Source organism: Arhodomonas sp. SL1 (assembly GCF_052060015.1).
Lineage (GTDB): Bacteria > Pseudomonadota > Gammaproteobacteria > Nitrococcales > Nitrococcaceae > Arhodomonas.
Genome location: NZ_JBPODZ010000001.1, coordinates 522,987 through 545,619, shown reverse-complemented (window position 1 = coordinate 545,619; position 22,633 = coordinate 522,987). Strand labels below are relative to the sequence as shown.

Genomic DNA, 22,633 nt, shown 5'->3' with positions numbered 1-22,633 from the left:
GGAAGGCCTCACCCGTCCTGCGCCTGTCGCCGGAACTGCAGATTGTAGAGAGCCGCGTAGGCGCCGTTCCTAGCCAGCAGGTCCTGATGGTCCCCGGTCTCCACCACCCGGCCGCCGTCCAGAACGACGATCCGGTCGGCCGCCTCGACGGTGGACAGCCGGTGCGCGATCACCAGGGTGGTCCGTCCGGCCATCAGGGTCTCCAGCGCGTGCTGTATGTGGGCCTCCGACTCGGTATCCAGCGCCGAGGTCGCCTCGTCCAGGATCAGGATGGGGGCATCCTTGAGCAGCGCTCGTGCGATGGCGATACGCTGGCGTTGCCCCCCGGAGAGCATGACGCCGTTCTCACCGACCACGGTATCGAAGCCCTCCGGCAGCGCCTCGATGAACTCCCGGGCGTTCGCCAGATCCGCGGCCCGCCGCACGGCGGCCTCGTCCGCCTCACCGGCGGCACCGTAGGCGATATTCGCGGCCAGGGTATCGTTGAACAACACGACCTGTTGTCCTACCAAGGCGATCTGGCGGCGGAGGTCCGCCAATCGGTAACTCGGAAGCGCTACGCCCCCCAACCGGATCTCGCCGGCGATCGGGTCGTAGAAGCGCGGAAGGAGGCTGACCAACGTGGTCTTGCCACTACCGGAGCGGCCCACGATCGCCACCGTCTCCCCGGGGTGGATCTCCAGGGAGACGTCCTCCAGCACCAGGGGATTACCGCGGTTGTAGGCGAAGCTCACGCCGTCGAAGACCAGCGCCCCCTCGACACGCTGCAGTGGCAGGTTGCCGTCGTCCGGTTCCGGGGTCTCGTCGATGATCTCGAATATGCTCTCGCCGGCAGCGATGCCACGCTGGATGGTCGCGTTCACGTTGGTCAGCCGCTTCAGTGGCTGCATCAGCAGCAACATCGCCGTGATGAAGGAGACGAATCCGCCCACGGTGATCTCGGCGACCATGCCCTCGAGGGTCGCGAGGAAAATGACCAGAGACAGTGCCGCCGCGGAGATGAACTGGACCACCGGGGTGCTCAGGGCCTTGGTGGCGGCGAACTTCATGTACTGGCGCATATTGCGGTCGTTGGCGCCGGCGAAGCGCTCGCGCTCGTGGGCTTCTGCACCAAAGACCTTGATTACCTCATGACCCTCTATGGCCTCCTCCGCCACGTAGGCAACGCTGCCCACGCTGCGCTGGATACGCCGGCTGATGCGGCGGAAACGCTTGCTGATATAGACCACCACGAATGCCAGCGCCGGCCCCAGGGCGAGGAAGATCAGCGCCAGCCGCCAGCTGACAAAGAACATGTAGCCGAGCAACGCCAGCGCCGTGGCGCTGTCGCGGATGAGCACAATGAGCGCGTCGGTGCCCGCCTGGGCCACCTGCTCGACGTTGTAGGTCAGCCGCGAGAGCAGCCGTGCCGAGGAGGCGTTGTCGAAGTAGGACTTCGGGAGGGTGAGCAGACGGTCGAACACCTGGGCTCGCAATCGGTGGATCACGCGACGGCTGATCCACATCATCCCGAAGGTGGCGGCAAAGCTGGCACTACCGCGCACCAGGAATATGCCCATCAGCGCGAAGGGAAGAAGGCGAATGAACGCCGGATCGCGCTCGACGAAGCCACTGTCGAGCATGGGTTTCATCAGCCAGGCGAATACCGTTTCCATGCCGCCGCTGATGACCATGCCTACCACCGCCGCTAGGGCCAACGGCCAATAGGGCCGTACGTAGCCGAGCAGGCGACGGTACACCCCCATGCCGCGGGACGTTTCCCTGGTCATTGTGCCGATTCGGCGGCAGCCGCCATTCCCACCCGGCTGACGCCCGCCCGTCCGGCGGCGTCGAGGGCTCGGATGACCATCTGGTGGCGGGCGCGGGCATCGGCGTCGATGATCAAATGAGCGGCATCGGGGTCCCGCCCTGCCAGGGCCTCAGCGAGGGCGCGCTCAATGGTCTCGCGTCGGCCGTTTCGCAGGCGTCGCTCGTCGAGGAACATGTTGCCTTGGGCGTCTATGGTTAGGTGCAGCGCGTCCGGCTCCGCTTCCGGGGCCACGGCGCTCGCGCTTGGCAGAGTCACGTCCAGGCGGGTCTGCTGGATAAAGGTGGTGCTCACCATGAAGAAGATCAGCATCAGGAAGACCACGTCGATGAGCGGGGTCAGGTTGATCTCGGGCTCGTGCTGGCGCCTCGGGCTCAGGTTCACCGGTGCTGGCCTCCCCCCGCCGGGCGCTGGCTGTGCAGCGCCTCCACCAGCCGTAGCGCCTGCTGCTCCATTTCCACGATCAGCTCGTCCACCCGGCCGCGGAGGTAGCGATACGCCATCAGCGCGGGGATCGCCACCACCAGGCCGGAAGCGGTGGTGATCAGGGCCTGGGAAATGCCACCCGCGAGCGCCGGGGCGTTGCCCACCCCTTCCGCGGAGATGGTACCGAACACGTCGATCATGCCGATGACGGTGCCCAGCAGGCCGAGCAGCGGACTGACGGCGGCAATGGTGCCCAGGGTGTTGAGGTAGCGCTCCAGATTATGCGCCTCGTGGCGGCCGGTATCCTCGATGGCCTCCATCATGGCCTCCCGGCTGAGATGCCGGTTCACCAGGCCTGCGGCGAGGACCCGGCCCAGCGGGGAGTGCTGACGCAACCCCCGGATCGCCTCCTGGTCCAGGGTGTCCGCCTTGAGCCGGCTCCACACCTCGGCCACGAGATGCCGGGGCAGCACCCGATAGCGCCGCAGCGCCCGGAGCCGTTCCACGACAATGGCCAGCGCCAGCACCGAGCAGCCAATGATGGGCAGCATCAACCACCCGCCGGCACGGATCAGTTCCCACACGTGCGCTCACCTTCCCCCGCGGGGCTACCTGCGGATGGCCGGGAATCATACCGGTTTTCCGCGGCTGCCTGAAATCGGTTCCCGGATGATTCGTGGTAAAGCCGGGCCCGCGTCGGGCGTTCCCGGCGAATGCGCCAGTCGCCGTTCCGCCCCTCGGTAACCGTGACCGCGCCGGAGCGGGCGAGCTCAACGACCTCGCCGGCACAGTGCCCCAGCCGCTCCAGGACGCTGGGGTGCGGCATGCCGTAGGGGTTGTTCCAGCCCGCTGACACGATGGCCAGTCGGGGACGGGCCGTCCGCAGGAACGCGGCGCCGGTGGAGGTACGGCTGCCATGGTGGGCGACCAGTAGCGCATCCAGCGTGCCCCCGAGGTTACTGGCCACCGCCGGCTCGTCCTCGATGACCAGGTCACCGGTGAGCAGCACCCGGCGCTGACCGGTATCGATCTCCAGGACACAGGAGGCCGCGTTGCCCTCCCTGTCGGTGTGCGCCGGTGCCAGAACGCGGAACGCGACCCCGTCCCAGCGCCATTGCTGCCCTTGCCGGCAGGGTCGTCCGCCGGTTCGTTCCGGTTCCCCGGACAGGGTATCGGCGATGGCCAGCTCCTCCGCCAGTACCGCGGCGCCGCCGGCGTGGTCGCGATCGCCGTGGCTGAGAATCAGCCGGTCGACGGTGTCAATGCCCCGTTCCCGGAGGAACGGCAGCAGGGTGAAACGGGCCGCCGCGGCCCCGCCGCCCCAGGCCGGTCCGGTGTCGAAGACCAGGACACGGCCGGGGGTGCGTACTACCGCCGCCGCCCCCTGCCCTACCTCCAGGAAGGTCACCTCCAACCTCGGTGGGACGTGTCCATTACCGACCAGGGCCAGGGCCGCCATGGGGAGCGCCAGCCAGCGTCCGGGCCATCCGCGGGGCAGGAAGACCGCGCCCAGGGCCCCGCCAAGAAGGATCCACGCCGCGAGCGCTAGCGGGCCCGGCTTCGCCAGCGGCACGGCGGAGCCGAGCGCCATCATCGGTCCCAGCAGCCGGTCCAGGGCCGCGCCGGCCAGTGCCAACGCGCCGCTGGCCGGCCAGAGCAGCTCGATCGCCGCCGCGCCAAATGCGCCGGGCACGATGACCGCCCCGGTCAGCGGCACCGCCATCAGATTCACCGGTGCGCTCACCCAGGAAAAGGTGCCGAACCAGGCGACCAGCACCGGGACCAGGCATAGGCTGATCGCCACCTGCACCCGCAGTGCGTTGTAGAGCCGGCCCCGGCCGGGACCCCAGACGAGGAGGATGACGGCGACGGCGGAGAAGGACAGCCAAAAGCCCGCGGCCAGCACCGACCAGGGGTCAGCGACGAGCACCACGACGGCGGCGAGCCCCAGGGCCCGCCAGGCCGCCGGTCGGCGACGCCAGGCGAGCGCCGCCACCACCACAGCAGTCATGATCAGGGCCCGCAGGGTCGGTAGTGCGAAGCCCGCCGCTGCCGCGTAGGCCGTCGCGGCAGCGAGGCCGATGACCCCGCCGGCCACGGCCGCCGGCACGCGTGTGGCGAACGCTGGACAGCGTCGCCACGCGATCGCCCCAAGGGTGCCGGCGAGCCCGGCCATCAGGCCGATATGCAGCCCCGAGATCGCGACCAGATGAGTCAGGCCCAGGGTGCGGAGGGCGTCCCACAGGTCATCGGAGAACGCCCGTCGGTCCCCGAGTAGCAGCGCCCGCAGCACCGCGGGCCCGGCCCCCGACCCGGCGCGCTCGGCGACCGCGCCGGCGAGCTGGCCGCGCCAGCCGGCGAGGCCGGTCGCTGGGGCGAGGCGCTCGCCGGCGCGTATGCTGCCGGTGGCGTCGATGCCCTGCCGGGTCAGCCAGGCCTCGTAATCGAACCGGACTGGATTCATGAATCCCCGCGGGCGCTTCAACCGCGCCTGGAACCGCCAGTGTTCCCCAGCGCGGATCGACGGCGCATCGCCGTACCAGGCCAGACGCAGGCGGCGGGGGATGCGTGGGGGCAACGGCGACAGCCGCTCGGGGACAATCACCACGCGCAACGCGCCGGGATCACGCTGGGGAAGGTCGACCACGCGTCCCTCCACGGTGAAGGTCGTCCCGGAAAGCTCGGCGGGCAGTCGTGCCTCCAGTCCGTGGGCGAGCACGATGGCCGAGTAGCTGACCCCGAGGCCGAAGGCCGCGAGGGCGCGCGGCACCGGATGCCGCGCGGGGGCGAGGAGCAGCAGCGCCCAGCAGGCCGGCAGGACCCAGGCCGCCTGGGCCAGTGACAGCTGCAGTGGTAGCAGCAGGCCGCAGACCAGTGCCAGCATTCCCTTCGCCCTCCATGGCAGGGACTGTCATCGCGATTCCTGCCCATGGATAATAGGCGCCGGGCTACGGGAGGGGAAATGCCGCGACGGTTTCTAAAGCGTCATCTGCCGCATCCAAAGGCGATCAAGGGGCGGCGGGATCTGCGCTGGCTGGGCCGTATGCTGGAGGACCCCTTCCTACTCCACCTCAACCGCCGTTCGGTGGCCGGCGCTGTCGCCGTGGGCCTGTTCACCGCCTTCCTGCCACTGCCCGGCCAGATGGCCATCGCGGCGGCGCTGGCGATACTGATCCGGGTGAATCTCGTGCTCGCCGTGGCCCTGGTGTGGATCAGCAACCCGCTGACCATCCCGCCCATGTTCTATTTCAGCTATATGGTAGGGACCTGGTTGATCGGCACGCCGGTATTTCACACCGGCTTCGAGCCCACTCTCGCCTGGTTCTGGAACGAGGTGGCGGTGATCTGGAAGCCGCTGCTGCTAGGCTCACTGGCCACGGGGATGGTGGTCGCCCTGGCGGGCTATGGCGCGGTGCACCTGCTCTGGCGGCTCTACATCATCGCCCACCTTCGCCGTCGCCGGCGTCGCGCAACCGCCCTTCCTCGAGGGTGAGCACGCGGTCGAGCCGGCCGGCCAGGGCGCTGTCATGGGTGACCACCACGACGGCGGTGCCGTGATCGGCGGCCATCTCCTCGAACAGCGCGAACACGGTGGCCGCGGTGTGGGCATCCAGATTCCCGGTGGGCTCATCGGCCAGCACACAGGCGGGCCGCGTGACCAGGGCCCGGGCGATGGCCACGCGCTGGCGTTCCCCGCCGGAGAGCTCGCCGGGCTTGTGCCGCTGCCGCGGGGCGAGCCCCACCCGCTCCAGCATCGCCTGTGCCTCCCCTCGCGCGTCCCGGGGGCGCGCGCCGCCGATGAGTAACGGCATCGCCACGTTCTCCAGGGCGGTGAACTCACCGAGCAGATGATGGAACTGGTAGACGAACCCGAGCGCCCGGTTGCGTAGACGTCCGCGGGCGACGGCGCCGAGGCGGCTCAACGGCTGGCCGTCGACGCGGACCTCGCCGCGCTCCGGGTCCTCAAGGCCCCCGAGCAGGTGCAGCAAGGTGCTCTTGCCGGAGCCGGAACGCCCGACCACGGCGATACGCTCGCCGCGGGACAAGGCCAGTGAGACCCCGTCGAGGACCTGCAGCCGCCCCGGCCCCTCGCGGTAGCTGAGCGCGAGATCCCGTGCCTCGAGCACGATGGCCTCATTCATAGCGTAGTGCCTCCGCCGGCGCCACCCGCGACGCCCGCCAGGCGGGATACAGCGTGGCGATCAGGGACAGTGCGATGGCCGCGATGGTGATCCGTACCACATCCTCCGAATGAAGTTCTGACGGCAAGTCACTGATAAGATAGACGTCCGCCGGCAGGAACTCGGTATTGAACACAGCCTCGATGGCGGGGACGATGGTTTCCACGTTGAGCGCCAGCGCCGTGCCGCCGGCCACGCCGAGCAACGTCCCCACCACCCCGAGTACGGCCCCCTGAACGATGAAGATCCCCATAATCCCCCGTGGTGTCGCCCCCAGGGTGCGCAGGATGGCGATATCCGACTGTTTGTCGGTCACCACCATCACCAGGGTGGAGACGATGTTGAAGGCCGCCACGCCAACGATCAGCATCAGGATCACGAACATCACGGTCTTCTCGGTCTGAACGGCGCGGAAGAAGTTTCGGTTCTGCATGGTCCAGTCGGAGATTCGGTAGATCCCCGGCAGGTCCTCGGCGATACCGCGCACCAGCCGTGGTGCCTGGAAGAGGTCCTCGAAGGCGAGCCGGATCCCGGTCACTGCCCCATCGAGCCGGAACAGCACCTGGGCGTCTTCCAGGTGAATCAGCGCCTGGTTATTGTCGTACTGGGACATATCCACGGAGAACACGCCCACCACCTCGAAGCGCCGCAGCCGTGGCAGGATGCCCGCCGCCGAGGCCCGCGCCTCCGGGGTGACCATCGTGACCTTATCCCCCCGCCCCACCCCGAGACGGTCAGCGAGGCCACGGCCGAGGACGATCCCGAAGTCGCCGGGCTCCAGTGCCTGCAGGGATCCGGAGGTCACGTTCTCCCCCACGGTAGACACCCGCCCCTCTTGCGCCGGGAGGATGCCGCGGACCATGGCGCCGGTGACCTCGCCGCCGCGGGTGAGCATCACCTGCCCGTCTACGTAGGGCGCCGCCCCGCGTACGTCACCACGTTCCTGCAGCCGGCCGGTGAGCGCCTCCCAGTCCTGGAGGGGGCGTTGGTAGCCGCTGACCGTGCCGTGGGAGACCATGCCGAGAATGCGCTCGCGAAGCTCCGTCTCGAAGCCGTTCATCACCGAGAGCACGGTGATCAACGCGGTCACCCCGATGGCGATCCCGAGCATGGACGAGGCCGAAATGAACGATACGAAGTGATTCCGCCGGCGGGCGCGGGTGTAACGCAATCCGATGAATAGCTGTAGGGGCTTGAACATCGCGACGCGCCTCAGGGACAGACCACGGGGACCCGGCGACCCGGGGTGATCCCCTGGTCATCCGGTGTTGCAGTGAACGCATAGACGCCGACGCCGGCCTCTCGGGCCTGGCGCAGTGCCGCGCCGTAGTCCGGGTCGATGGCATCCGCGGGCCGCACCTCCGTGACGTCATCGCGCTGGACGCAAAAGATCAGTGACGCCTGCCGCCCCGCCCCGGCGAGGTCGCGCAGCACGTGAAGGTGCCGGCTCCCGCGGGTACTGACGGCATCGGGGAACAACGCCACCCCGTCGCTGACCGCCGCAGTGACGTTCTTGGCCTCGGCGAAGTGGAAGCCGTCGTCGCCTTCGAGGAGAAAATCGGCGCGCATGTCGGCCTGCGGTACCCGCACCTCCCGCCGAATAGCCGTGATCGTGCCGAGCTCGGGGAACAGCCCGGCCGCGATGGCCTCGGCGACGATGTCGTTGGTACGTCCGGTATGGATGCCCACCCGGGTGCCGCCGTGCACGGCCACCTGCTCCCATGTCCATGGGTACTTGCGCCCGGCCCGCGCTGAGTGACTCAACCACACCGGCAGGCCGGGCTCGGCACAGCCCAGCATGGACCCGGTATTGGGGCAATGCGCGGTCAACGCCTCGCCGTCGACACATTCGACGTCGGCGAGGAAGCGCTTGTAGCGGCGCACGAGACGGGCCTCGCGCAACGGGTTCGAATACTCCAAATGTCTTCTCCTAGGGGCCGCCGCGCTCGGTTTTTCCGCGCATCGGCCGGTGCTATGATCCGCCGGAGATTCTCAGCGGAGAGGACCCATGCGCCGACTCATGCTCACGGCCCTGCTGGGCATGGCCTTTACGGCACCGCTGCCTGCCGAGACCCTCCTCGTGGATGCAGTGCCGCCGGCCACCACGGCACCGCCGAACGGCGCGACCATGGAGGCCGTTCGCGCCCGCCTGGGCTCCCCGCAGCGCCGCCTCGACCCGGTGGGCGAACCGGCGATCACGCGCTGGCAGTACCCGGAGGTTACCGTCTACTTCGAGGGCGAACGGGTCATCCATACGGTCGCGCGTCCGCTCCACCGGGATCCCTAGCGCCCGCTTGCGCCCCGCAGGCCGCGAGCGAAGGCTTCCATATAGCCACTGAGTCCCGCCACGTCGTAGCCGCCCTCGAGCACCACCACCAGGGGTCGGCCGATAGCACCGATGCGTGCCCCCAGGGCCTCGAAGTCGGCCACCGTCAGGAGCACCGAATCGTCCTGGATGGTGTCGGTGGCGGCCGTGTCAAAACCCAAGGACAGGACCAGGGCGTCCGGATCGCTCCGCGCGAGGGCCTCCAGCGTCCCCTCGAGGGCTTGCCGGTAGGTGGCGCCGTCGGTGCCGTCGCCCAGCGTGGTCAGGTGTGCGTCCTTCGGAGCCACCCATCGGGCGTCCAGGTGCGGATAATTCCTCCACGGATCGGCGTGCAGGGAGAAGTACGGGCAGGCCGAATCCGCCAGCTCGGCGCTGCCGTCCCCCAGGTGGTAGTCGACGTCCAGGACCGGGCAGCACTGCCCCCCTTCCGCCAGCACGCGGGCGGCGATATAGGCGTTGTTGAACAGGCAGTAGCCGCCGTAGCGCCGGCGTCCGGCGTGGTGTCCCGGGGGGCGACACAGGGCGACGGCCGTGCCGCCGCGTTCGCGGACCCGGGCGGCGGCTCGCCGGGCGGCCTCGGCGGAGCGAAGGGCGGCGGTGTAGGCACCGCGGGTCAGCGGCGAGCCGATCTCTGCGGTATACATCCCGCCGCGAAAGCGCAGGGGTCCCCCGCGCAGATCACCGTGGAAGATGCTGGGGATGTATTCCTCCTCCGGTCCAAGGCGCTCACAGAGCTCGCGCAGGAAGGCGACGTAGTCGCCGTCGTGTAGCTCCGCTACCGCCGCCTCGGCCGCGCCGGAGACCGTTTCCACGGACAGTAGCCCGGTCCGCTCCAGGCCCGCGTGCACCTGCTCGATCCGGGCAGCCACCTCGGGATAGGCCACGGGAGGATGACCATCGGAGAAATCCCACCGGGGTTGGTGCGCCGCGTGCTCCGCCGGCACAAACACCGGCAGCGCGTCACTCATAGTCCACCTCGCTCTGGCTGCCGATGGCGGGGCGTTCGGGGTAACCCGCATGGCGCCCCCAACAGGAGATCATCCGCTGGCTCAACTTGGCGGCGGTCATCTCCGAGACGCAGCTCGGCTCCGGAATGAGCTCGACGATATCGCAACCGCGGAGGTCGATCGACGGATTGCCGATGACCGCTTCCACCACCTCGACGACGCGATACCAGTCCAGGCCGCCGGGCTGCGGCGTGCCCACGCCGGAGACCAGGGCCGGGTCGAAGGCGTCCATGTCCACGCTCAGCCATACCGGCCCCTCCAGTCGTCCCAGACGCTCGATCAGGGCCTCCCAGGCGCCGGGACGGCGCAGGTCACGGTCGGCGTGACACTCGATGCCATCGTCCTCGCGGACGCGTTCGGCCTCTCGGTCCATCAGCGAACGCACCCCGATAAGGATGACCCGATGGCCGGCCGCGCGGACGTGGTGCATGGGGCAGGCGTGGCTGTGCTCGCTGCCCTCGAAGCGGGGGCGGAGATCGGCATGGGCATCCAGGCATACCACCGTTCCAGGTTCCGGCATTCGGCCCGCCACCAGCGACGGGGTGAGCGAATGCTCGCCACCGAGGGCCAGCAGCAGCGCCTGGGCGGGTAGGGTCGCAGTGCCCTGAGTCACACGCCGATGGTAGTCCTCTGCCACCTCGTAGAGCTGCTTCTCCATGGCCGGCAGCACCGAGATCCCCATGTGGAGAAACGGCGACCACCCACCGTCCTCCTCGTAGTATTCCAGCTGGGCGCTGGCGTCGAGGATGGCCTCCGGGCCATTGCGCGTGCCCGGTTTGTAGGAGACGGTCTGCTCGTGAGGCAGCGGCAGTACGATGACATCTGCCGACTCCGGGGTCCGGTTGGGCAGCAACTGATAGCGCAGCGTCGACATAATCCGTTCAGCTTCCGGGTTGATCGAGGGAGTCGGCGATGGCCGCCGGCAAAGAGAACGCCGTGGCGAGATGGACGGCGCCGGTCGCCGGCAGGCTCAACCCCCGCTCGGCGGCACGGTGGGAGAAGCGCTCCAGGGGGAGCTCCCCCGCCGCCGGGAGCGGGCCATCGGAGGCCACCACGTAGCTCCACAGGTGATAGAAGCTCGGTACCACCACCCCGTAGCTGGCAACGCCGGCGAATGCCCGCCTCAGCGTGGCGCGAACGTGCGCATGGGCGGCGGTCCGGGAGGTCGTGACGCCGCCGGCCTGGGTGGCCACAACGGCCCCGGGTTCGAGGCGCGGCCGCAGCCGTGCGTAGAGCGGGTCACTGTACAGCGCCGCCGCCGGGTCGGCGGGATCGCTGAAATCGACCAGATCGCCGATGACCACGTCGAAGCCGGGCCCCGGCTCGCACAGGTACTCGTTGATATCCCGACAGAGCACGGTCAAGCGCGGATCGGCGAAGGCCTCGGCGTTCCAGCTGGCAAGATGCTCGCCGCAGAGCTCGACGAAGCGCCGGTCGATATCGACCATCACCACCTCGCCTACACCGGGATGGCGGAGCACTTCCCGCGCGGTGGCGCCCTCGCCCCCACCCATGATGAGCACGCGACGGGGGTCGGGATGGAGCAGCATGGCGGGGTGGACCAGCGCCTCGTGATAGATCGCCTCGTCCTCGGCGCAGGACTGTATATCGCCGTCCAGGGCCACGCACACGCCATGGACCGGCGAACGGAAGAACAGGTAGGACTGATAGTCGGTCTCGCCGGCGGCAATCACTGTATCGACGCGGTGCTCCACCCAGTCACCGTCCTCGCTGTGTTGTCCGAAGCTCAGCATCCTTCCAACTCCACCCTCGCAGGTATTCGTGCCAGTTGCGCGGCGAGCCGGGCATCTCCCGGCTCAAGGCCATAGCCGTCGACGAAGGCATCGCGCACCATCGCCGCGACCAACGCACCGTCCACCGTGGCGGCATGGTCAGCGGCCCGCGGGAGGGCCATCAGCGACATCGCCTCGCAGCCGGCCTCGGCACCGTAGTGGGGCACATGATAATCCATCGCCAATCGTCGGAAACCGCAGCGGCGATACAGGCGTGCCGGCCGTTGCCGTGCCTCCACGAACAACCAGTGGCCGGGGCCGCCGGCACGGAAGCGCTCGATCACGGCGGACAGCAGCGTAGTACCGAGCCCCTGCCGGCGTCGCTCCGGGGCGACGGCCAGGAAGGTCAGCACCGTGCATCCCAGCATCGGCCTTTGGTCGGTGATACTCATTGCCGCCACGGCGCCGGGGGATGGCGACAAGGCGAGGCATTCATAGCGACCCGCCGCTATCCGCGCCTCGATGGACTCGCGGGGCTCGCGCTCCCGGCCCGGGAACACCCGCTCGTAGACTGCCAGCGCCGCCGCCAGGGTCGCCCCCCCGGTCACCGGCGCGATGTTCGCGTTGGCTTCGCCCCCCATTTACGCTCCCTCACCGTGGAGGCGGCAATGATGCCAGAACTGGCCCCGCCGTGCCCGGCGCTTCCGTGGGCGGGGACCATTGAGTACACTCTCCCGCCTACGCAATCCACCGGCCGCGCCGGCGTTCCCGACATCACTCAATGCCCGGACATCGACACGATCCCCTCGAACCCAAGCTCCCACAGGCCCCCGGCGAGTGGCTGCGTTGGCACGACCTCAGCGGCGACAGCCTGGCGCTGGCGTTGGGCGCCGCTGCCCGTGCCCATACCGGGCCGCTGCTTGTGGTCTCGCCGGCGCCGCAGCAGGCCCAGGCACTGGCGGAGACCCTGCGTTTCTTTGCCGGCGAAGGGTTGCCGGTGGATATCCTGCCGGACTGGGAAACACTGCCCTACGACGTCTTCTCGCCGCACCAGGACATCATCTCCCAGCGCTTGCGCGCGCTCTACCACCTCCCGGAGATCCGCCAGGGTATCGTGATCGTGCCGGCGGCTACGCTCATGCAGCGCATCGCGCCGCCGGCTTTCCTCCGCGCCACCACCCTGCTGCTCGGCGAGGGGGAGCCCCTCGAGCTCGAGGCGATGCGCGCACGCCTGGAGCACGCCGGCTACCGCTGCGTCTCCGAAGTCATGGAACACGGGGAGTTCGCGGTCCGCGGTTCCATCCTCGACCTCTTCCCCATGGGCAGCGAGGCCCCGGTCCGCATCGAGCTGTTCGACGATGAGATTGAGACCATCCGGCATTTCGACCCGGAGACCCAGCGCAGCAGCGGACGCGTCTCGGCGCTCGAGCTGCTGCCGGCCCGGGAATTCCCCATCGGCGAGGAGGGGATCCGGCGGTTCCGCGGCAACTGGCGGGCGCGCTTCTCCGGTGACCCCACGGAGAGCGTTGTCTACCGGGACGTCAGCGAGGGCCATGTACCCAACGGTGTGGAGTACTACCTGCCGCTGTTCTTCGAGGAGACGGCGACGCTGTTCGACTATCTCCCGGAGAGCACCCTCGCGATACGGATCGAGGGTGCGGACGCGGCCCTGGAGGAGGACTGGCGGCAGATCCATGAGCGCTACGAGCAGCGCCGCCATGACCGTGAGCGGCCGTTGCTGGAACCGCAGGCGCTGTACCTTCGGCCTGACGAGCTGCGCGCAAGGCTCAACGGCTACCGTCAGGTTTCCGCCAACCACGGCCCACCGGCCCGCGAGCGTGGCGATGTGGTCCGCTATGCGGTGGACCCGCTCCCCGAGCTAGGCGCCGACAGCCACGGTAGCGAGCCGCTGACCCGGCTGAACGACTTCCTGGCCGACCACAACGGACGCGCCCTGCTACTCGCCGAAACCGCCGGCCGTCGGGAACGGCTGCTCGAGCGCCTCGAACCCGCCGAGCTCCGGCCGAAACCGCTGGCCGGATGGCAGGGGTTCCTGGAGGACGCGGCGGCCCTCGCCATCACCACTGCCCCGGCGGAACACGGTTTCATCCTCTCGGGACGCGGGATCGCGGTAATACCGGAGGCCGCGCTGTTCGGCGAGCGGGCCACCCAGCGCCGGCGGCGCCAGCGCGCCGAGCGGGACCCGGACGCCATCATCCGCGACCTCACCGATCTCAGCATCGGGGCGCCAGTGGTCCACGAGGATCACGGCGTCGGCCGCTACCGCGGGCTGCAGACCCTGGAGGTGGGTGGCGTCCCCACCGAGTTCCTGACCCTGGAGTACGCCGGCGGCGACAAGCTCTATGTCCCGGTGGCCTCCCTCCATCTCGTCTCCCGCTACACCGGGCTGGATACCGAGCAGGCGCCGCTGCACCGCCTCGGCGGCGAGCAGTGGGAACGCGCCCGGCGCAAGGCCGCCGAGCGTGCCCGGGACGTGGCCGCGGAGCTGCTCGACATCTATGCCCGCCGTGCCGCCCGGGGCGGGCACGCCTATCGCTTCGATCGCGACGATTACCGTCGCTTCGCCGAGCAGTTCCCCTTCGAGGAAACGCCGGACCAGGAGAGCGCGATCGCCGCCGTGGTCAATGACCTCGCCTCGGAGAAGCCCATGGACCGGGTGGTCTGCGGGGACGTCGGTTTCGGCAAGACCGAGGTGGCCATGCGCGCGGCCTTCATCGGTGTCCAGGAGGGTCACCAGGTGGCGGTGCTGGTGCCCACCACCCTGCTCGCCCAGCAGCACTACCAGAACTTCAGCGACCGCTTCGCCGACTGGCCGGTGCGGGTGGAGCTGCTCTCGCGGTTCCGTTCGAAAAAGGAGCAGGATGCCGTCCTTGCCGACCTTGCCGCGGGAAAGGTAGACATCGTCATCGGCACCCACAAACTGCTGCAGCCGAGCGTGAAATTCCACAATCTGGGCCTGGTGATACTCGACGAGGAGCACCGCTTCGGCGTCCGCCAGAAGGAGCGCCTCAAGGGCCTGCGCGCGAGCGTGGACGTGCTCACCCTGACCGCCACGCCCATTCCGCGGACGCTGAATATGGCGCTGTCGGGGATGCGCGACCTCTCCATCATCGCCACGCCACCGGCCCGGCGGCTGGCGGTCAAAACCTTCGTCAGCGAGTGGAACGACGCGCTGGTCCAGGAGGCGTGCCTGCGCGAGCTCCACCGTGGCGGCCAGGTGTACTTCCTGCATAACGACGTGGACAGCATCGAGCGCATGGCCCGGGACGTGGAGGCACTCGTGCCGGACGCCCGCGTACGCATCGCCCATGGCCAGATGCCCGAGCGCGAGCTCGAGCGGGTGATGCTGGATTTCTACCACCAGCGTTTCAATATCCTGGTGTGCACCACCATCATCGAGAGCGGCATCGACGTGCCCTCCGCGAACACCATCGTCATCAACCGCGCCGACCATCTCGGCCTGGCCCAGCTCCACCAACTCCGCGGCCGCGTGGGCCGCTCCCATCACCGCGCCTACGCGTACCTGATCGCGCCCCCGCGGCGGAGCATGACCGCGGACGCGGCCAAGCGCCTGGACGCCATCGCCGCCCACGAGGATCTCGGTATCGGCTTCACCCTGGCGAGCCACGACCTGGAGATCCGCGGCGCCGGCGAGCTCCTCGGCGAGGATCAGAGCGGACAGATGCAGGAGGTCGGCTTCTCGCTGTTCACCGAGCTCCTCGAGCGTGCCGTGCGCGACATCCGCGCCGGCCGCGAGCCGGCGTTGGAGCGACCCATGCAGCACGGCGCCGAGGTGGATCTCAGCATCCCCGCGCTACTGCCCGAGGCCTATCTCCCGGACGTACACACCCGCCTAGTGCAGTACAAACGCATCGCCAACGCCCGCGACCGCCACCAGCTCCGCGATCTCCAGGTCGAGATGATCGACCGCTTCGGGCTGCTGCCGCAGCCGGCAAAGAATCTGTTCCGGGTCACTGAGCTGAAGCTTGACGCCGAGGCACTCGGTATCCGCCGCATCGAGGCGGGCTCGGGGGGTGGTAAGCTGGAGTTTGGCGAACAGCCGGCGGTGGATCCCGGCGCCTTGGTGACGCTGGTCCAGGAGCAACCCCGGGTGTATCGTCTCGAGGGCCAGGAGCGGCTGCGCTTCCACCTGCCCGCCGAGGACGCGGATACCCGCATCCAACAGGTGGCGGGGTTGCTGGCCACGCTGGGGGGCGGTTCGAGCACCGGCGAGGGAGGATCATGAGCATGCCACTGTCACGGGCCCTGCCCGTCGCGCTACTGGTTTGGGTCGCCGCGTTCGCCCTCCCTGCGCAGGCGCGGGACTACGCGGTGGAGGTCATCGTCTTTCAGCAGCAGGAGGCCGGCGGTGTCGACCGTGAGCACTGGCCTGGCGAGGTGGCGGAGCTCGTCCAGGGCGTTCGGCTCCACCGCCCCGGGGACGGCCCGGTGCGCAGGCTATCGGGCTCGGCCATGGAGCTCGGGGGCGTTCGCCAGCGCCTGGATGGCTCGGGGCGCTACCGCGTCCTGGAGCACCTCGGCTGGATCCAGGCGGACTTGCCCGAGTCACGGGCACCGTGGGTCGCGGTGGGCCGTGGCCGGGACGGGGACGCCCCGGGATTATATGGCGGGATGCGGGTCTACGTCGGGCGCTACCTACACGTGGAGACCGAGCTCCGCCTGCGCGATGAGGACACGGTCTATCCCATGCGCACCCGACGGCGGATGCGCAGCGGCGAGCTCCACTACCTGGATCACCCGATACTCGGCGTGATCATCCAGGCCCGACGGCTCGACAATGACGCCTAGAGGCTGTTAATCAGCGCGCCGAGTACCGCACGCACATTGCCCATGCCGGTCTTCAGGATCTCCTCTATGGCGGCCATGGAGATGGGCTCGTCGTCATTGATCCCCGCCGCCCAATTGGCCACCACTGCGCAACTGGCATAGGGTAGCTCCAGCTCCCGAGCGAGTACCGCCTCGGGCATCCCGGTCATCCCCACCATGTCACAGCCGTCGTTTCGAAGCCGGCGGATCTCTGCGGCCGTCTCCAGGCGAGGTCCCTGGGTGGCGCCGTAACAGCCCCCGTCCACCATGGCCACGCCGCAGCGCTCGGCGGCCTCCAGGAGCCGACCCCGCAACCGGGCATCATAGGGATGGGTGAAGTCCACGTGGGTCACCCGCTCCAGGTCCTGATCGAAGAAGGTATTGGCCCGGCCCCAAGTGTAGTCGATGATTTGGTCCGGTGCGCCGAGCTGGCCGGGGCCGAGCTCGGGGGAGATGCCCCCCACCGCCGCAACCGCCAGCACCTTCGTCGCCCCGGTCTGGTGCAACGCCCAGATATTGGCACGATAGTTGATGCCGTGGGGCGGGATGGTGTGGCCGTAGCCGTGGCGGGCAAGGAAGATCACTCGCTGGTCGTTGAGATGGCCATGGGTCAGGGGCCCCGAGGGCTCTCCGAAGGGGGTGTGCACCATCTCGCGCCGGTCGATCTCAAGACCGGGCAGCGAAGTCAGGCCGGTGCCGCCGATGATCGCCAAAGTCATGGTTTCACTCGTACGCTTGCGGCTTGCGGAAACCTGGAGGGTTCGCCGGCGTCCCCATCACCCACCCTCGTGGTCCGGGTGGACGGCATAGACACCGCGCAGGTTCCGGAAATAGCCCTTATAGTCCATGCCGGAGCCGAACACGTAGCGGTCGATCACCTCAAGGCCGACGAAGTCCGCCTCCAGCCCCTGATAACGCCGGTCGTGGTGCTTGTCGAAAAGCATGGCGGTATAGACCTCGCGGGCCCCCTCGTTGTGGCACTCCTCGATGATGCCGGCCAGGGTATGGCCCTCATCGAGGATGTCATCCACCACCAGGACGGTGCGTCCCTTCAGCGGTGTCTGGGGCCGTGCGAGCCAGACCACATCCCGCCCGATGGTGGAGCCGTGGTAGCGGGTGGCGTGGATGTAGTCGACCTCCAGGGGAAACTGCAGCCGCGGCAGCAACCGTCCCAGGGGGACGATGGCGCCGGTCATTACGCCGAGCACCACTGGCATGGTTCCGCCCAGCCGTGCCTCGATGCGCCGGCCCAGGTCGTCGAGGGCCCGCTCCACCGCTTCCTCGCTGTGCAGGATCTCCGCGCTACTGAGTATCTCGTCGAGCTGCTGCGGCGTGACCGGATTATGATCGCTCATCGGCGTCTCCCTATCCCGAGCGGGTTTGGCCATCAAGGCGCGGAATTATAGGCACCCGTCTCCCTCGGGGCTACCGCCGGCCAGCCGTGCCGCCAGCGCGCGTGCCTCCCGCCAGCGGCGCTCACGCTGCAACCGTCCCAGCGGCACCGCCGGCCGGCCATGCAGGCGGGCGCGACGCAGGGCGGCCGCTGGATCCGCGCCACGACCGTGCTCGTCGAGCAGTGCATCCACCGCCCGCCCCTCGTTGCCGATGATGACGAGGTCATTACCCGCCGCCAGGGCGCGGGAGACCCGGGCACGCAAATCGCCGGCCACCGCCGCCCCAGCCATGGAGAGGTCATCGCTGATCACCGCCCCGGGAAAGGCGAGGCGGCGGCGCAGTACCGTACCGATCCAGAACGATGACAGACTCGCCGGCCACTGATCCTCGCCGGGGTAGATCACATGCGCGGTCATTACCGCCTCGATACCGTTGAGTATCAACCGCCGGAACGGTTGCAGATCCGTCGCGAGCAGGTCCTGATAGTCCCGGGGGTCGCTCGGGGAGGCCGCATGGGAGTCCGCCTGCACCCCCCCGTGGCCGGGGAAATGCTTTGCCACCGCCGCCATGCCCGCACGGTGCATGCCCCGGACCAGCGACGCGGCGAGCTCGGTGACGCCCTCCGGGGTATCTGCCAGCGCCCGGTCGCCGATGACCCCGCTCACCCCGTAATTGACGTCCACCACAGGGCCCAGGCTGAGATCGACACCGATGCCGCGGAGCTCGGCGGCCAGCAACCAGCCCAGCCGCTCCGCCGCGTCCCGGGCCGCGGCGGGATCGCACCGGCGCAGACGGCCGAGCCGGGCGGCGGCGGGCAAGCTCGTAAAGCCCTCCGTGAAGCGCTGCACCCGCCCGCCCTCGTGGTCGCAGGCAACGATCAGCGGCGGGGTTCTCAGGGAGCGGATTTCCGCTACCAACTCAATCAGCTGAGAGACATCCCGGAAATTCCGCCGGAACAGGATCACCCCGCCCACCCCGGGATGGAGCAGGCGCCGGCGCTCCTCGCCGGTAAGCGCCGGTCCACAGAGGCCGATCATCAGTGGTCCCAAGGACATGGCTATTCCAGCAGCACCCGGGTACCGGGGCCGACCCGATCGAACAGCGCCACCACCGCTTCCGGGTGCATGCGCACACAGCCATGGGAGAGTGCTCGCCCCAGGGGGGCCTCGGGTGGGGCACCGTGGATATAAATGTAGCGCCGCATGGTGTCACAGCGGCCCAGGCGGTTGCGCCCCACTTCCAGGCCGCTCAGCCACAGAATGCGACCGAGGATCCAGTCGCGCCCCGGGTGTTGTGCAGCCAGCGCCGGCGAGTATCGCTCGCCGGTGGGACGCCGTCCGACCAGGACCGCGTCCGCCGGCAGGTCGGCGCCGATACAGGCACGGATATGGTGCCACCCGCGCGGTGTGGCGCCACTGCCCTGTCGCTCGCCGGCACCGGCGGCACCGGTGGACACTGGCCACACCGCGAGCGTACGCCGGCCCTCCAGCAGCGTGAGTCGCTGGCGAACCAGGCTCACATGCAGCCAGCGCCCGTCAGGGGTCACCGCGTCGCTCCGCCGCGCTCCAGTCCCGGTAGGGGTGGTCCACCAGGGCGACGTTATAGTATCGGGGACGGTCCGAGACCTCCTCGCCCGCCCAGTCCGGGCGCTCGAACGGCTCGTCGGCGGCGTCGAGCTCGATCTCGGCCACCACCAGCCCGGCATTCTCGCCCTCGAAGACGTCCACGTCCCACACATGGCCACCCACAGGCACGTGGTAACGGGTCTTGTCGATGAGTGGGGTGCGGCAGAGCTGCTCGAGCATCTCCTCCGCCTCGCCGAGCGGGATCTCGTAGTCGTACTCCTGGCGCTCCACCCCGAGGGTCGCCCCCTTGATGTTGATCCACGCCTGTGTGCCGGCCCGGCGTATCCGTACGCTCGCCCTTTCCCCGCTGGCCAGATACCCCTGGCGGATGCGCACACCGGCATCCGCCTGCGCCCGCCAACCGTCGCCGGTAACCAGGAACTTGCGCTCGATCTCCGTCGCCATGCCCGACCTCTGCGGCTTGATTCAGGCGGCAATGGTATCCTACAAGCGACCAGGGCGCAGGGAACGGCTCATGTGGCACGCGATCGATCTACAGACCCGGCTCCGGGAGCTCATACCACCCGCCCGTTTCATGGGTGTGCGCGTTGAATATCTCGGCGACGACGGCGTGGCGGTGAGCGCCCCGATCGACGCCAATCACAACCATGCCGGCACCGGCTTCGCCGGCAGCCTCTACAGCCTGGCCTGTCTCGCCGGCTGGGGGTGGCTGTACGCCTGTACGCGTTGCCACGGCCTCGAGCCGCAGCTGGTGCTTGCCGAGGGCGATATCCAGTACCTCCACCCCGCGCACGGCGAGCTACGCGCGGTGCTCGCCATCACCGACGATCAGGCAGCTGCGTTGCTGGAGCCCCTGCGGCGGGGCCGTCGGGCGCGGAGCCGGCTGGTCGTCCATCTCCCGGACGCAAACCAACCCGCTGCCCGGTTCGAGGGGGTGTTCGCCGCCCTGCCCTGAGCGGTGGCTCTGGTACACTCCGCGCCAGTCCCCCATTCAACGGCAACGACAGGAGCTGGCATGAAGCGTCTGGTGCTGCTGCGCCACGGGCAGAGCGTATGGAACCTGGAGAACCGGTTCACCGGCTGGAAGGACGTGGACCTCAGCGAGAAGGGCCGGGAGGAGGCCGCCGCCGCCGGTCGGCTGCTCGCCGAACGCGGGTTCCGCTTCGACTACGCCTTCACCTCGGTGCTCACCCGGGCGATCCGCACCGCCTGGATGGTGCTCGACGAGCTCGATGAGCTCTGGATCCCCATGACCAAGGACTGGCATCTCAACGAGCGCCACTACGGGGCCCTTACCGGGCTGGACAAGGCCGAGACCGCCGCGGAATATGGTGAGGAACAGGTACACACCTGGCGGCGTAGCTATGCCACCCCGCCGCCGGCCCTGGTAGCCGACGACCCGCGCCATCCGCGCTTCGATCCCCGCTACCGGGATCTCCCCGCCGACGAGCTGCCGGCCACCGAGTCACTGAAATCCACCCTCGAGCGGGTGCTACCCTACTGGGAGAGCGACATCCTTCCGGTGGTGCAACGGATGGACACCGTGCTCATCTCGGCCCACGGCAACAGCTTGCGGGCGCTGATCAAGCACCTCGACGGCGTTTCCGACGACGCCATCACCGGCGTGGAGGTACCGACGGGGCAGCCACTGGTCTACGAGCTCGACGGGGACTGCCGGGTCGCGCGAAGCTACTACCTGCGGGACAACTGACGCGGGGCCATCATGAGCGAACCCGAACGTATCGCGGTGATCACCGGCGGCAACCGGGGGATCGGCTTCGAGACGGCGCGGCAGCTCGCCCGCGCCGGCCTCAAGCCGGTGCTCACCAGCCGGGACGGCATCCTCGGCAAGGCCGCCGCGGACAAGCTGCAGAGCGAGGGGCTGGACGTCGCCTACCACCCCCTCGACGTCACCCGCGGCGAGAGCATACGCCGGTTCACCGATTTCCTGGGCAACGCCTTCCACCGGGTGGACGTGCTGATCAACAACGCGGGGATCTTCCCCGAGTATGCGGGCAGCGACGGCACGCCCTCGCCGGGGATTCTCGAGGTGGACGAGGCCACCCTGCAGGAGCACCTGTCGGTGAATGCCTTCGGGCCGCTACGGCTCGCCCAGGCGGTGATCCCGATGATGCGGCGCCACGGCTACGGGCGGGTGGTCAATCTCACCAGTGGCTATGCCCAGCTCGCGCGCATGGGTCGCGGCTACCCCGCGTACCGCTTCTCCAAGGCGGGGCTCAATGCCATCACCCGGTTACTGGCCGCGGAAACGGATGGCGAGAACATCCTGGTCAACGCAGTGGACCCGGGCTGGGTGCGCACCCGCATGGGCGGGCGCCAGGCCACCAGCACCCCCCAGGACGCCGCCGCGCGGGTCGTCGAAGTGGCCTGCCTGCCGGATGGCGCCCCCAGCGGGGTGCTTTATCGTCACGGCGAACCGGTGGGCTGGTAGGCAGGCGCCTACTGGGCGGTCCAGCCGCCATCCACGGGTAGCGACGTCCCGGTGATCTGGGAGGCCGCCTCCGAGCAGAGGAACACCGCCAGGGCGCCGATCTGATCGGGCTGCACGAACTGCCGCGACGGCTGCTTGTGGCGCACCAGCTCGACCTTGGCGTCGTCGATGGATAGGTCCTGCTCGGCGGCGATCTTCTCGATCTGCGGACGGATCAGCGGCGTCTCCACCCAGCCCGGACAGATGGCGTTGCAGGTAATCCCGCGCCCGGCATTCTCCAGGGCGATGACCTTGGTCAGCCCGACCACACCGTGCTTGGCGGAGACATAGGCCGCCTTGTTCACCGAGGCCACCAAACCGTGGGCAGAAGCGGTATTGATGATCCGGCCCCAGCCCTTGTGCTGCATGTGCGGTAGCGCGGCGCTCGCTGCATGGAACGCCGAGGAGAGGTTGATCGCGATGATGGCGTCCCATTTCTCCGGGGGGAACTCCTCGGTGGGCGCCGTGTGCTGGATGCCGGCGTTGTTGACGAGCACATCGATACCGCCGAAGGCATTCACGCAATCCTCGATCAGCGCGCGGACCTCGTCGGGGCGGCTCATGTCGGCGCCGTTGAAGCGCACCGCCGCACCGTGGCGGTCCGCGATCTCCGCGGCGACGCGCTCGCCCTCCTCCCGCGGCTCTATGCCGTTGATGACCACGCTCGCCCCTTCCGCGGCGAGGGCCTCCGCCACCGCCCTGCCGATGCCGCTGGTCGAGCCGGTGACCACCGCTGCCTTGTCCGTGAGTGCCATGTCCGGGTTCGCTCCGTTGTCCTGTCGAAGCGCTATTATCGCGCGCCGGCTCCGTCGGTATGCAAGCACGGCGGGCAA

At 69.0% G+C, this 22,633-nt stretch carries 24 protein-coding genes; 7 read left to right on the top strand and 17 right to left on the bottom strand.

The window, feature by feature from the left end:
* Window positions 1–8: 8 nt before the first annotated feature.
* The 4 genes from msbA to ACQ754_RS02580 are packed head-to-tail and all read right to left on the bottom strand — an operon-like array spanning window position 9 to window position 5,117.
* Window positions 9–1,769: a lipid A export permease/ATP-binding protein MsbA gene (msbA, locus tag ACQ754_RS02595; protein ID WP_440995423.1), complete on the bottom strand. Its 1,761-nt coding sequence runs from the start codon at window positions 1,767–1,769 to the stop codon at window positions 9–11.
* Window positions 1,766–2,185 (bottom strand): ExbD/TolR family protein, encoded by a 420-nt coding sequence (locus ACQ754_RS02590; protein ID WP_440995659.1) that lies wholly within the window; start codon window positions 2,183–2,185, stop codon window positions 1,766–1,768. Before ACQ754_RS02590 ends, msbA begins: the two co-directional genes overlap by 4 nt.
* A 2-nt stretch (window positions 2,186–2,187) precedes the next feature.
* Complete coding sequence (locus ACQ754_RS02585) at window positions 2,188–2,817, bottom strand: MotA/TolQ/ExbB proton channel family protein (protein WP_440995422.1); 630 nt, start codon at window positions 2,815–2,817, stop codon at window positions 2,188–2,190.
* Window positions 2,805–5,117, bottom strand: a complete 2,313-nt coding sequence (locus ACQ754_RS02580; protein ID WP_440995421.1) for a ComEC/Rec2 family competence protein — start codon at window positions 5,115–5,117, stop codon at window positions 2,805–2,807. The genes ACQ754_RS02585 and ACQ754_RS02580 overlap by 13 nt, the downstream gene beginning before the upstream one ends.
* A gap of 78 nt (window positions 5,118–5,195) precedes the next feature.
* Here ACQ754_RS02580 and ACQ754_RS02575 point away from each other — a divergent pair, with 78 nt between their 5' ends.
* The gene (locus tag ACQ754_RS02575) at window positions 5,196–5,726 is read left to right on the top strand and encodes a DUF2062 domain-containing protein (RefSeq protein WP_440995420.1); all 531 of its coding nucleotides are present in this window, start codon (window positions 5,196–5,198) and stop codon (window positions 5,724–5,726) included.
* Here ACQ754_RS02575 and ACQ754_RS02570 read toward each other — a convergent pair.
* Genes ACQ754_RS02570 through sfsA form a run of 3 tightly spaced genes read right to left on the bottom strand, consistent with a single transcriptional unit; the run spans window position 5,671 to window position 8,334 of the window.
* Window positions 5,671–6,375: an ABC transporter ATP-binding protein gene (locus ACQ754_RS02570; protein WP_440995419.1), complete on the bottom strand. Its 705-nt coding sequence runs from the start codon at window positions 6,373–6,375 to the stop codon at window positions 5,671–5,673. The two genes, ACQ754_RS02575 and ACQ754_RS02570, sit on opposite strands and share 56 nt — an antisense overlap.
* On the bottom strand, window positions 6,368–7,615 hold the full coding sequence (locus ACQ754_RS02565) for a lipoprotein-releasing ABC transporter permease subunit (RefSeq protein ID WP_440995418.1): 1,248 nt from the start codon (window positions 7,613–7,615) through the stop codon (window positions 6,368–6,370). Before ACQ754_RS02565 ends, ACQ754_RS02570 begins: the two co-directional genes overlap by 8 nt.
* 11 nt (window positions 7,616–7,626) lie before the next feature.
* Entirely contained in the window at window positions 7,627–8,334 is a 708-nt protein-coding gene (sfsA, locus tag ACQ754_RS02560; protein ID WP_440995417.1) for a DNA/RNA nuclease SfsA, read from the bottom strand.
* An 88-nt stretch (window positions 8,335–8,422) separates the two neighbouring features.
* Between sfsA and ACQ754_RS02555 the strand changes: the two genes are divergently transcribed.
* Window positions 8,423–8,701, top strand: a complete 279-nt coding sequence (locus ACQ754_RS02555) for a hypothetical protein (protein ID WP_440995416.1) — start codon at window positions 8,423–8,425, stop codon at window positions 8,699–8,701.
* Here the strand turns inward: ACQ754_RS02555 and ACQ754_RS02550 are convergent.
* From ACQ754_RS02550 to ACQ754_RS02535, 4 genes are read right to left on the bottom strand one after another with little or no spacing between them, the layout of a single operon-like run.
* Entirely contained in the window at window positions 8,698–9,708 is a 1,011-nt protein-coding gene (locus ACQ754_RS02550; protein WP_440995415.1) for an acetylpolyamine aminohydrolase, read from the bottom strand. The two genes, ACQ754_RS02555 and ACQ754_RS02550, sit on opposite strands and share 4 nt — an antisense overlap.
* Window positions 9,701–10,621 carry an agmatinase gene (gene speB / locus ACQ754_RS02545; protein ID WP_440995414.1) on the bottom strand — a complete coding sequence of 307 codons (921 nt, stop codon included), beginning with the start codon at window positions 10,619–10,621 and terminating at the stop codon, window positions 9,701–9,703. Before speB ends, ACQ754_RS02550 begins: the two co-directional genes overlap by 8 nt.
* Before the next feature lie 7 nt (window positions 10,622–10,628).
* Window positions 10,629–11,501, bottom strand: a complete 873-nt coding sequence (locus ACQ754_RS02540; protein ID WP_440995413.1) for a spermidine synthase — start codon at window positions 11,499–11,501, stop codon at window positions 10,629–10,631.
* Window positions 11,495–12,121 carry a GNAT family N-acetyltransferase gene (locus ACQ754_RS02535; protein ID WP_440995412.1) on the bottom strand — a complete coding sequence of 209 codons (627 nt, stop codon included), beginning with the start codon at window positions 12,119–12,121 and terminating at the stop codon, window positions 11,495–11,497. The genes ACQ754_RS02540 and ACQ754_RS02535 overlap by 7 nt, the downstream gene beginning before the upstream one ends.
* Window positions 12,122–12,261: 140 nt before the next feature.
* Between ACQ754_RS02535 and mfd the strand changes: the two genes are divergently transcribed.
* Complete coding sequence (mfd, locus tag ACQ754_RS02530; protein WP_440995411.1) at window positions 12,262–15,747, top strand: transcription-repair coupling factor; 3,486 nt, start codon at window positions 12,262–12,264, stop codon at window positions 15,745–15,747.
* Window positions 15,744–16,310 (top strand): CsiV family protein, encoded by a 567-nt coding sequence (locus ACQ754_RS02525; RefSeq protein ID WP_440995410.1) that lies wholly within the window; start codon window positions 15,744–15,746, stop codon window positions 16,308–16,310. Before mfd ends, ACQ754_RS02525 begins: the two co-directional genes overlap by 4 nt.
* Here ACQ754_RS02525 and ACQ754_RS02520 read toward each other — a convergent pair.
* The 5 genes from ACQ754_RS02520 to ACQ754_RS02500 are packed head-to-tail and all read right to left on the bottom strand — an operon-like array spanning window position 16,307 to window position 19,753.
* Window positions 16,307–17,047, bottom strand: coding sequence for an S-methyl-5'-thioinosine phosphorylase (locus ACQ754_RS02520; protein WP_440995409.1), 741 nt, complete (start codon window positions 17,045–17,047; stop codon window positions 16,307–16,309). The genes ACQ754_RS02525 and ACQ754_RS02520 overlap by 4 nt on opposite strands.
* A 57-nt stretch (window positions 17,048–17,104) precedes the next feature.
* Window positions 17,105–17,683 carry a hypoxanthine-guanine phosphoribosyltransferase gene (locus ACQ754_RS02515; RefSeq protein ID WP_440995408.1) on the bottom strand — a complete coding sequence of 193 codons (579 nt, stop codon included), beginning with the start codon at window positions 17,681–17,683 and terminating at the stop codon, window positions 17,105–17,107.
* A 45-nt stretch (window positions 17,684–17,728) separates the two neighbouring features.
* On the bottom strand, window positions 17,729–18,778 hold the full coding sequence (nagZ, locus tag ACQ754_RS02510) for a beta-N-acetylhexosaminidase (protein ID WP_440995407.1): 1,050 nt from the start codon (window positions 18,776–18,778) through the stop codon (window positions 17,729–17,731).
* A gap of 2 nt (window positions 18,779–18,780) precedes the next feature.
* Window positions 18,781–19,269, bottom strand: coding sequence for a L,D-transpeptidase family protein (locus ACQ754_RS02505; protein WP_440995406.1), 489 nt, complete (start codon window positions 19,267–19,269; stop codon window positions 18,781–18,783).
* Window positions 19,259–19,753 carry a CYTH domain-containing protein gene (locus ACQ754_RS02500; RefSeq protein ID WP_440995405.1) on the bottom strand — a complete coding sequence of 165 codons (495 nt, stop codon included), beginning with the start codon at window positions 19,751–19,753 and terminating at the stop codon, window positions 19,259–19,261. Before ACQ754_RS02500 ends, ACQ754_RS02505 begins: the two co-directional genes overlap by 11 nt.
* A gap of 70 nt (window positions 19,754–19,823) precedes the next feature.
* Between ACQ754_RS02500 and ACQ754_RS02495 the strand changes: the two genes are divergently transcribed.
* The 3 genes from ACQ754_RS02495 (at window position 19,824) to ACQ754_RS02485 (ending at window position 21,761) form a co-directional block, all read left to right on the top strand.
* The gene (locus ACQ754_RS02495) at window positions 19,824–20,264 is read left to right on the top strand and encodes a YiiD C-terminal domain-containing protein (RefSeq protein ID WP_440995404.1); all 441 of its coding nucleotides are present in this window, start codon (window positions 19,824–19,826) and stop codon (window positions 20,262–20,264) included.
* Between the two features lie 69 nt (window positions 20,265–20,333).
* Window positions 20,334–21,020 carry a 2,3-diphosphoglycerate-dependent phosphoglycerate mutase gene (gpmA, locus tag ACQ754_RS02490; RefSeq protein WP_440995658.1) on the top strand — a complete coding sequence of 229 codons (687 nt, stop codon included), beginning with the start codon at window positions 20,334–20,336 and terminating at the stop codon, window positions 21,018–21,020.
* A 12-nt stretch (window positions 21,021–21,032) separates the two neighbouring features.
* Window positions 21,033–21,761, top strand: coding sequence for an SDR family NAD(P)-dependent oxidoreductase (locus ACQ754_RS02485; RefSeq protein ID WP_440995403.1), 729 nt, complete (start codon window positions 21,033–21,035; stop codon window positions 21,759–21,761).
* Between the two features lie 8 nt (window positions 21,762–21,769).
* Here the strand turns inward: ACQ754_RS02485 and ACQ754_RS02480 are convergent, their stop codons facing one another.
* Window positions 21,770–22,555, bottom strand: a complete 786-nt coding sequence (locus tag ACQ754_RS02480) for a 3-hydroxybutyrate dehydrogenase (protein ID WP_440995402.1) — start codon at window positions 22,553–22,555, stop codon at window positions 21,770–21,772.
* Window positions 22,556–22,633: the final 78 nt, after the last annotated feature.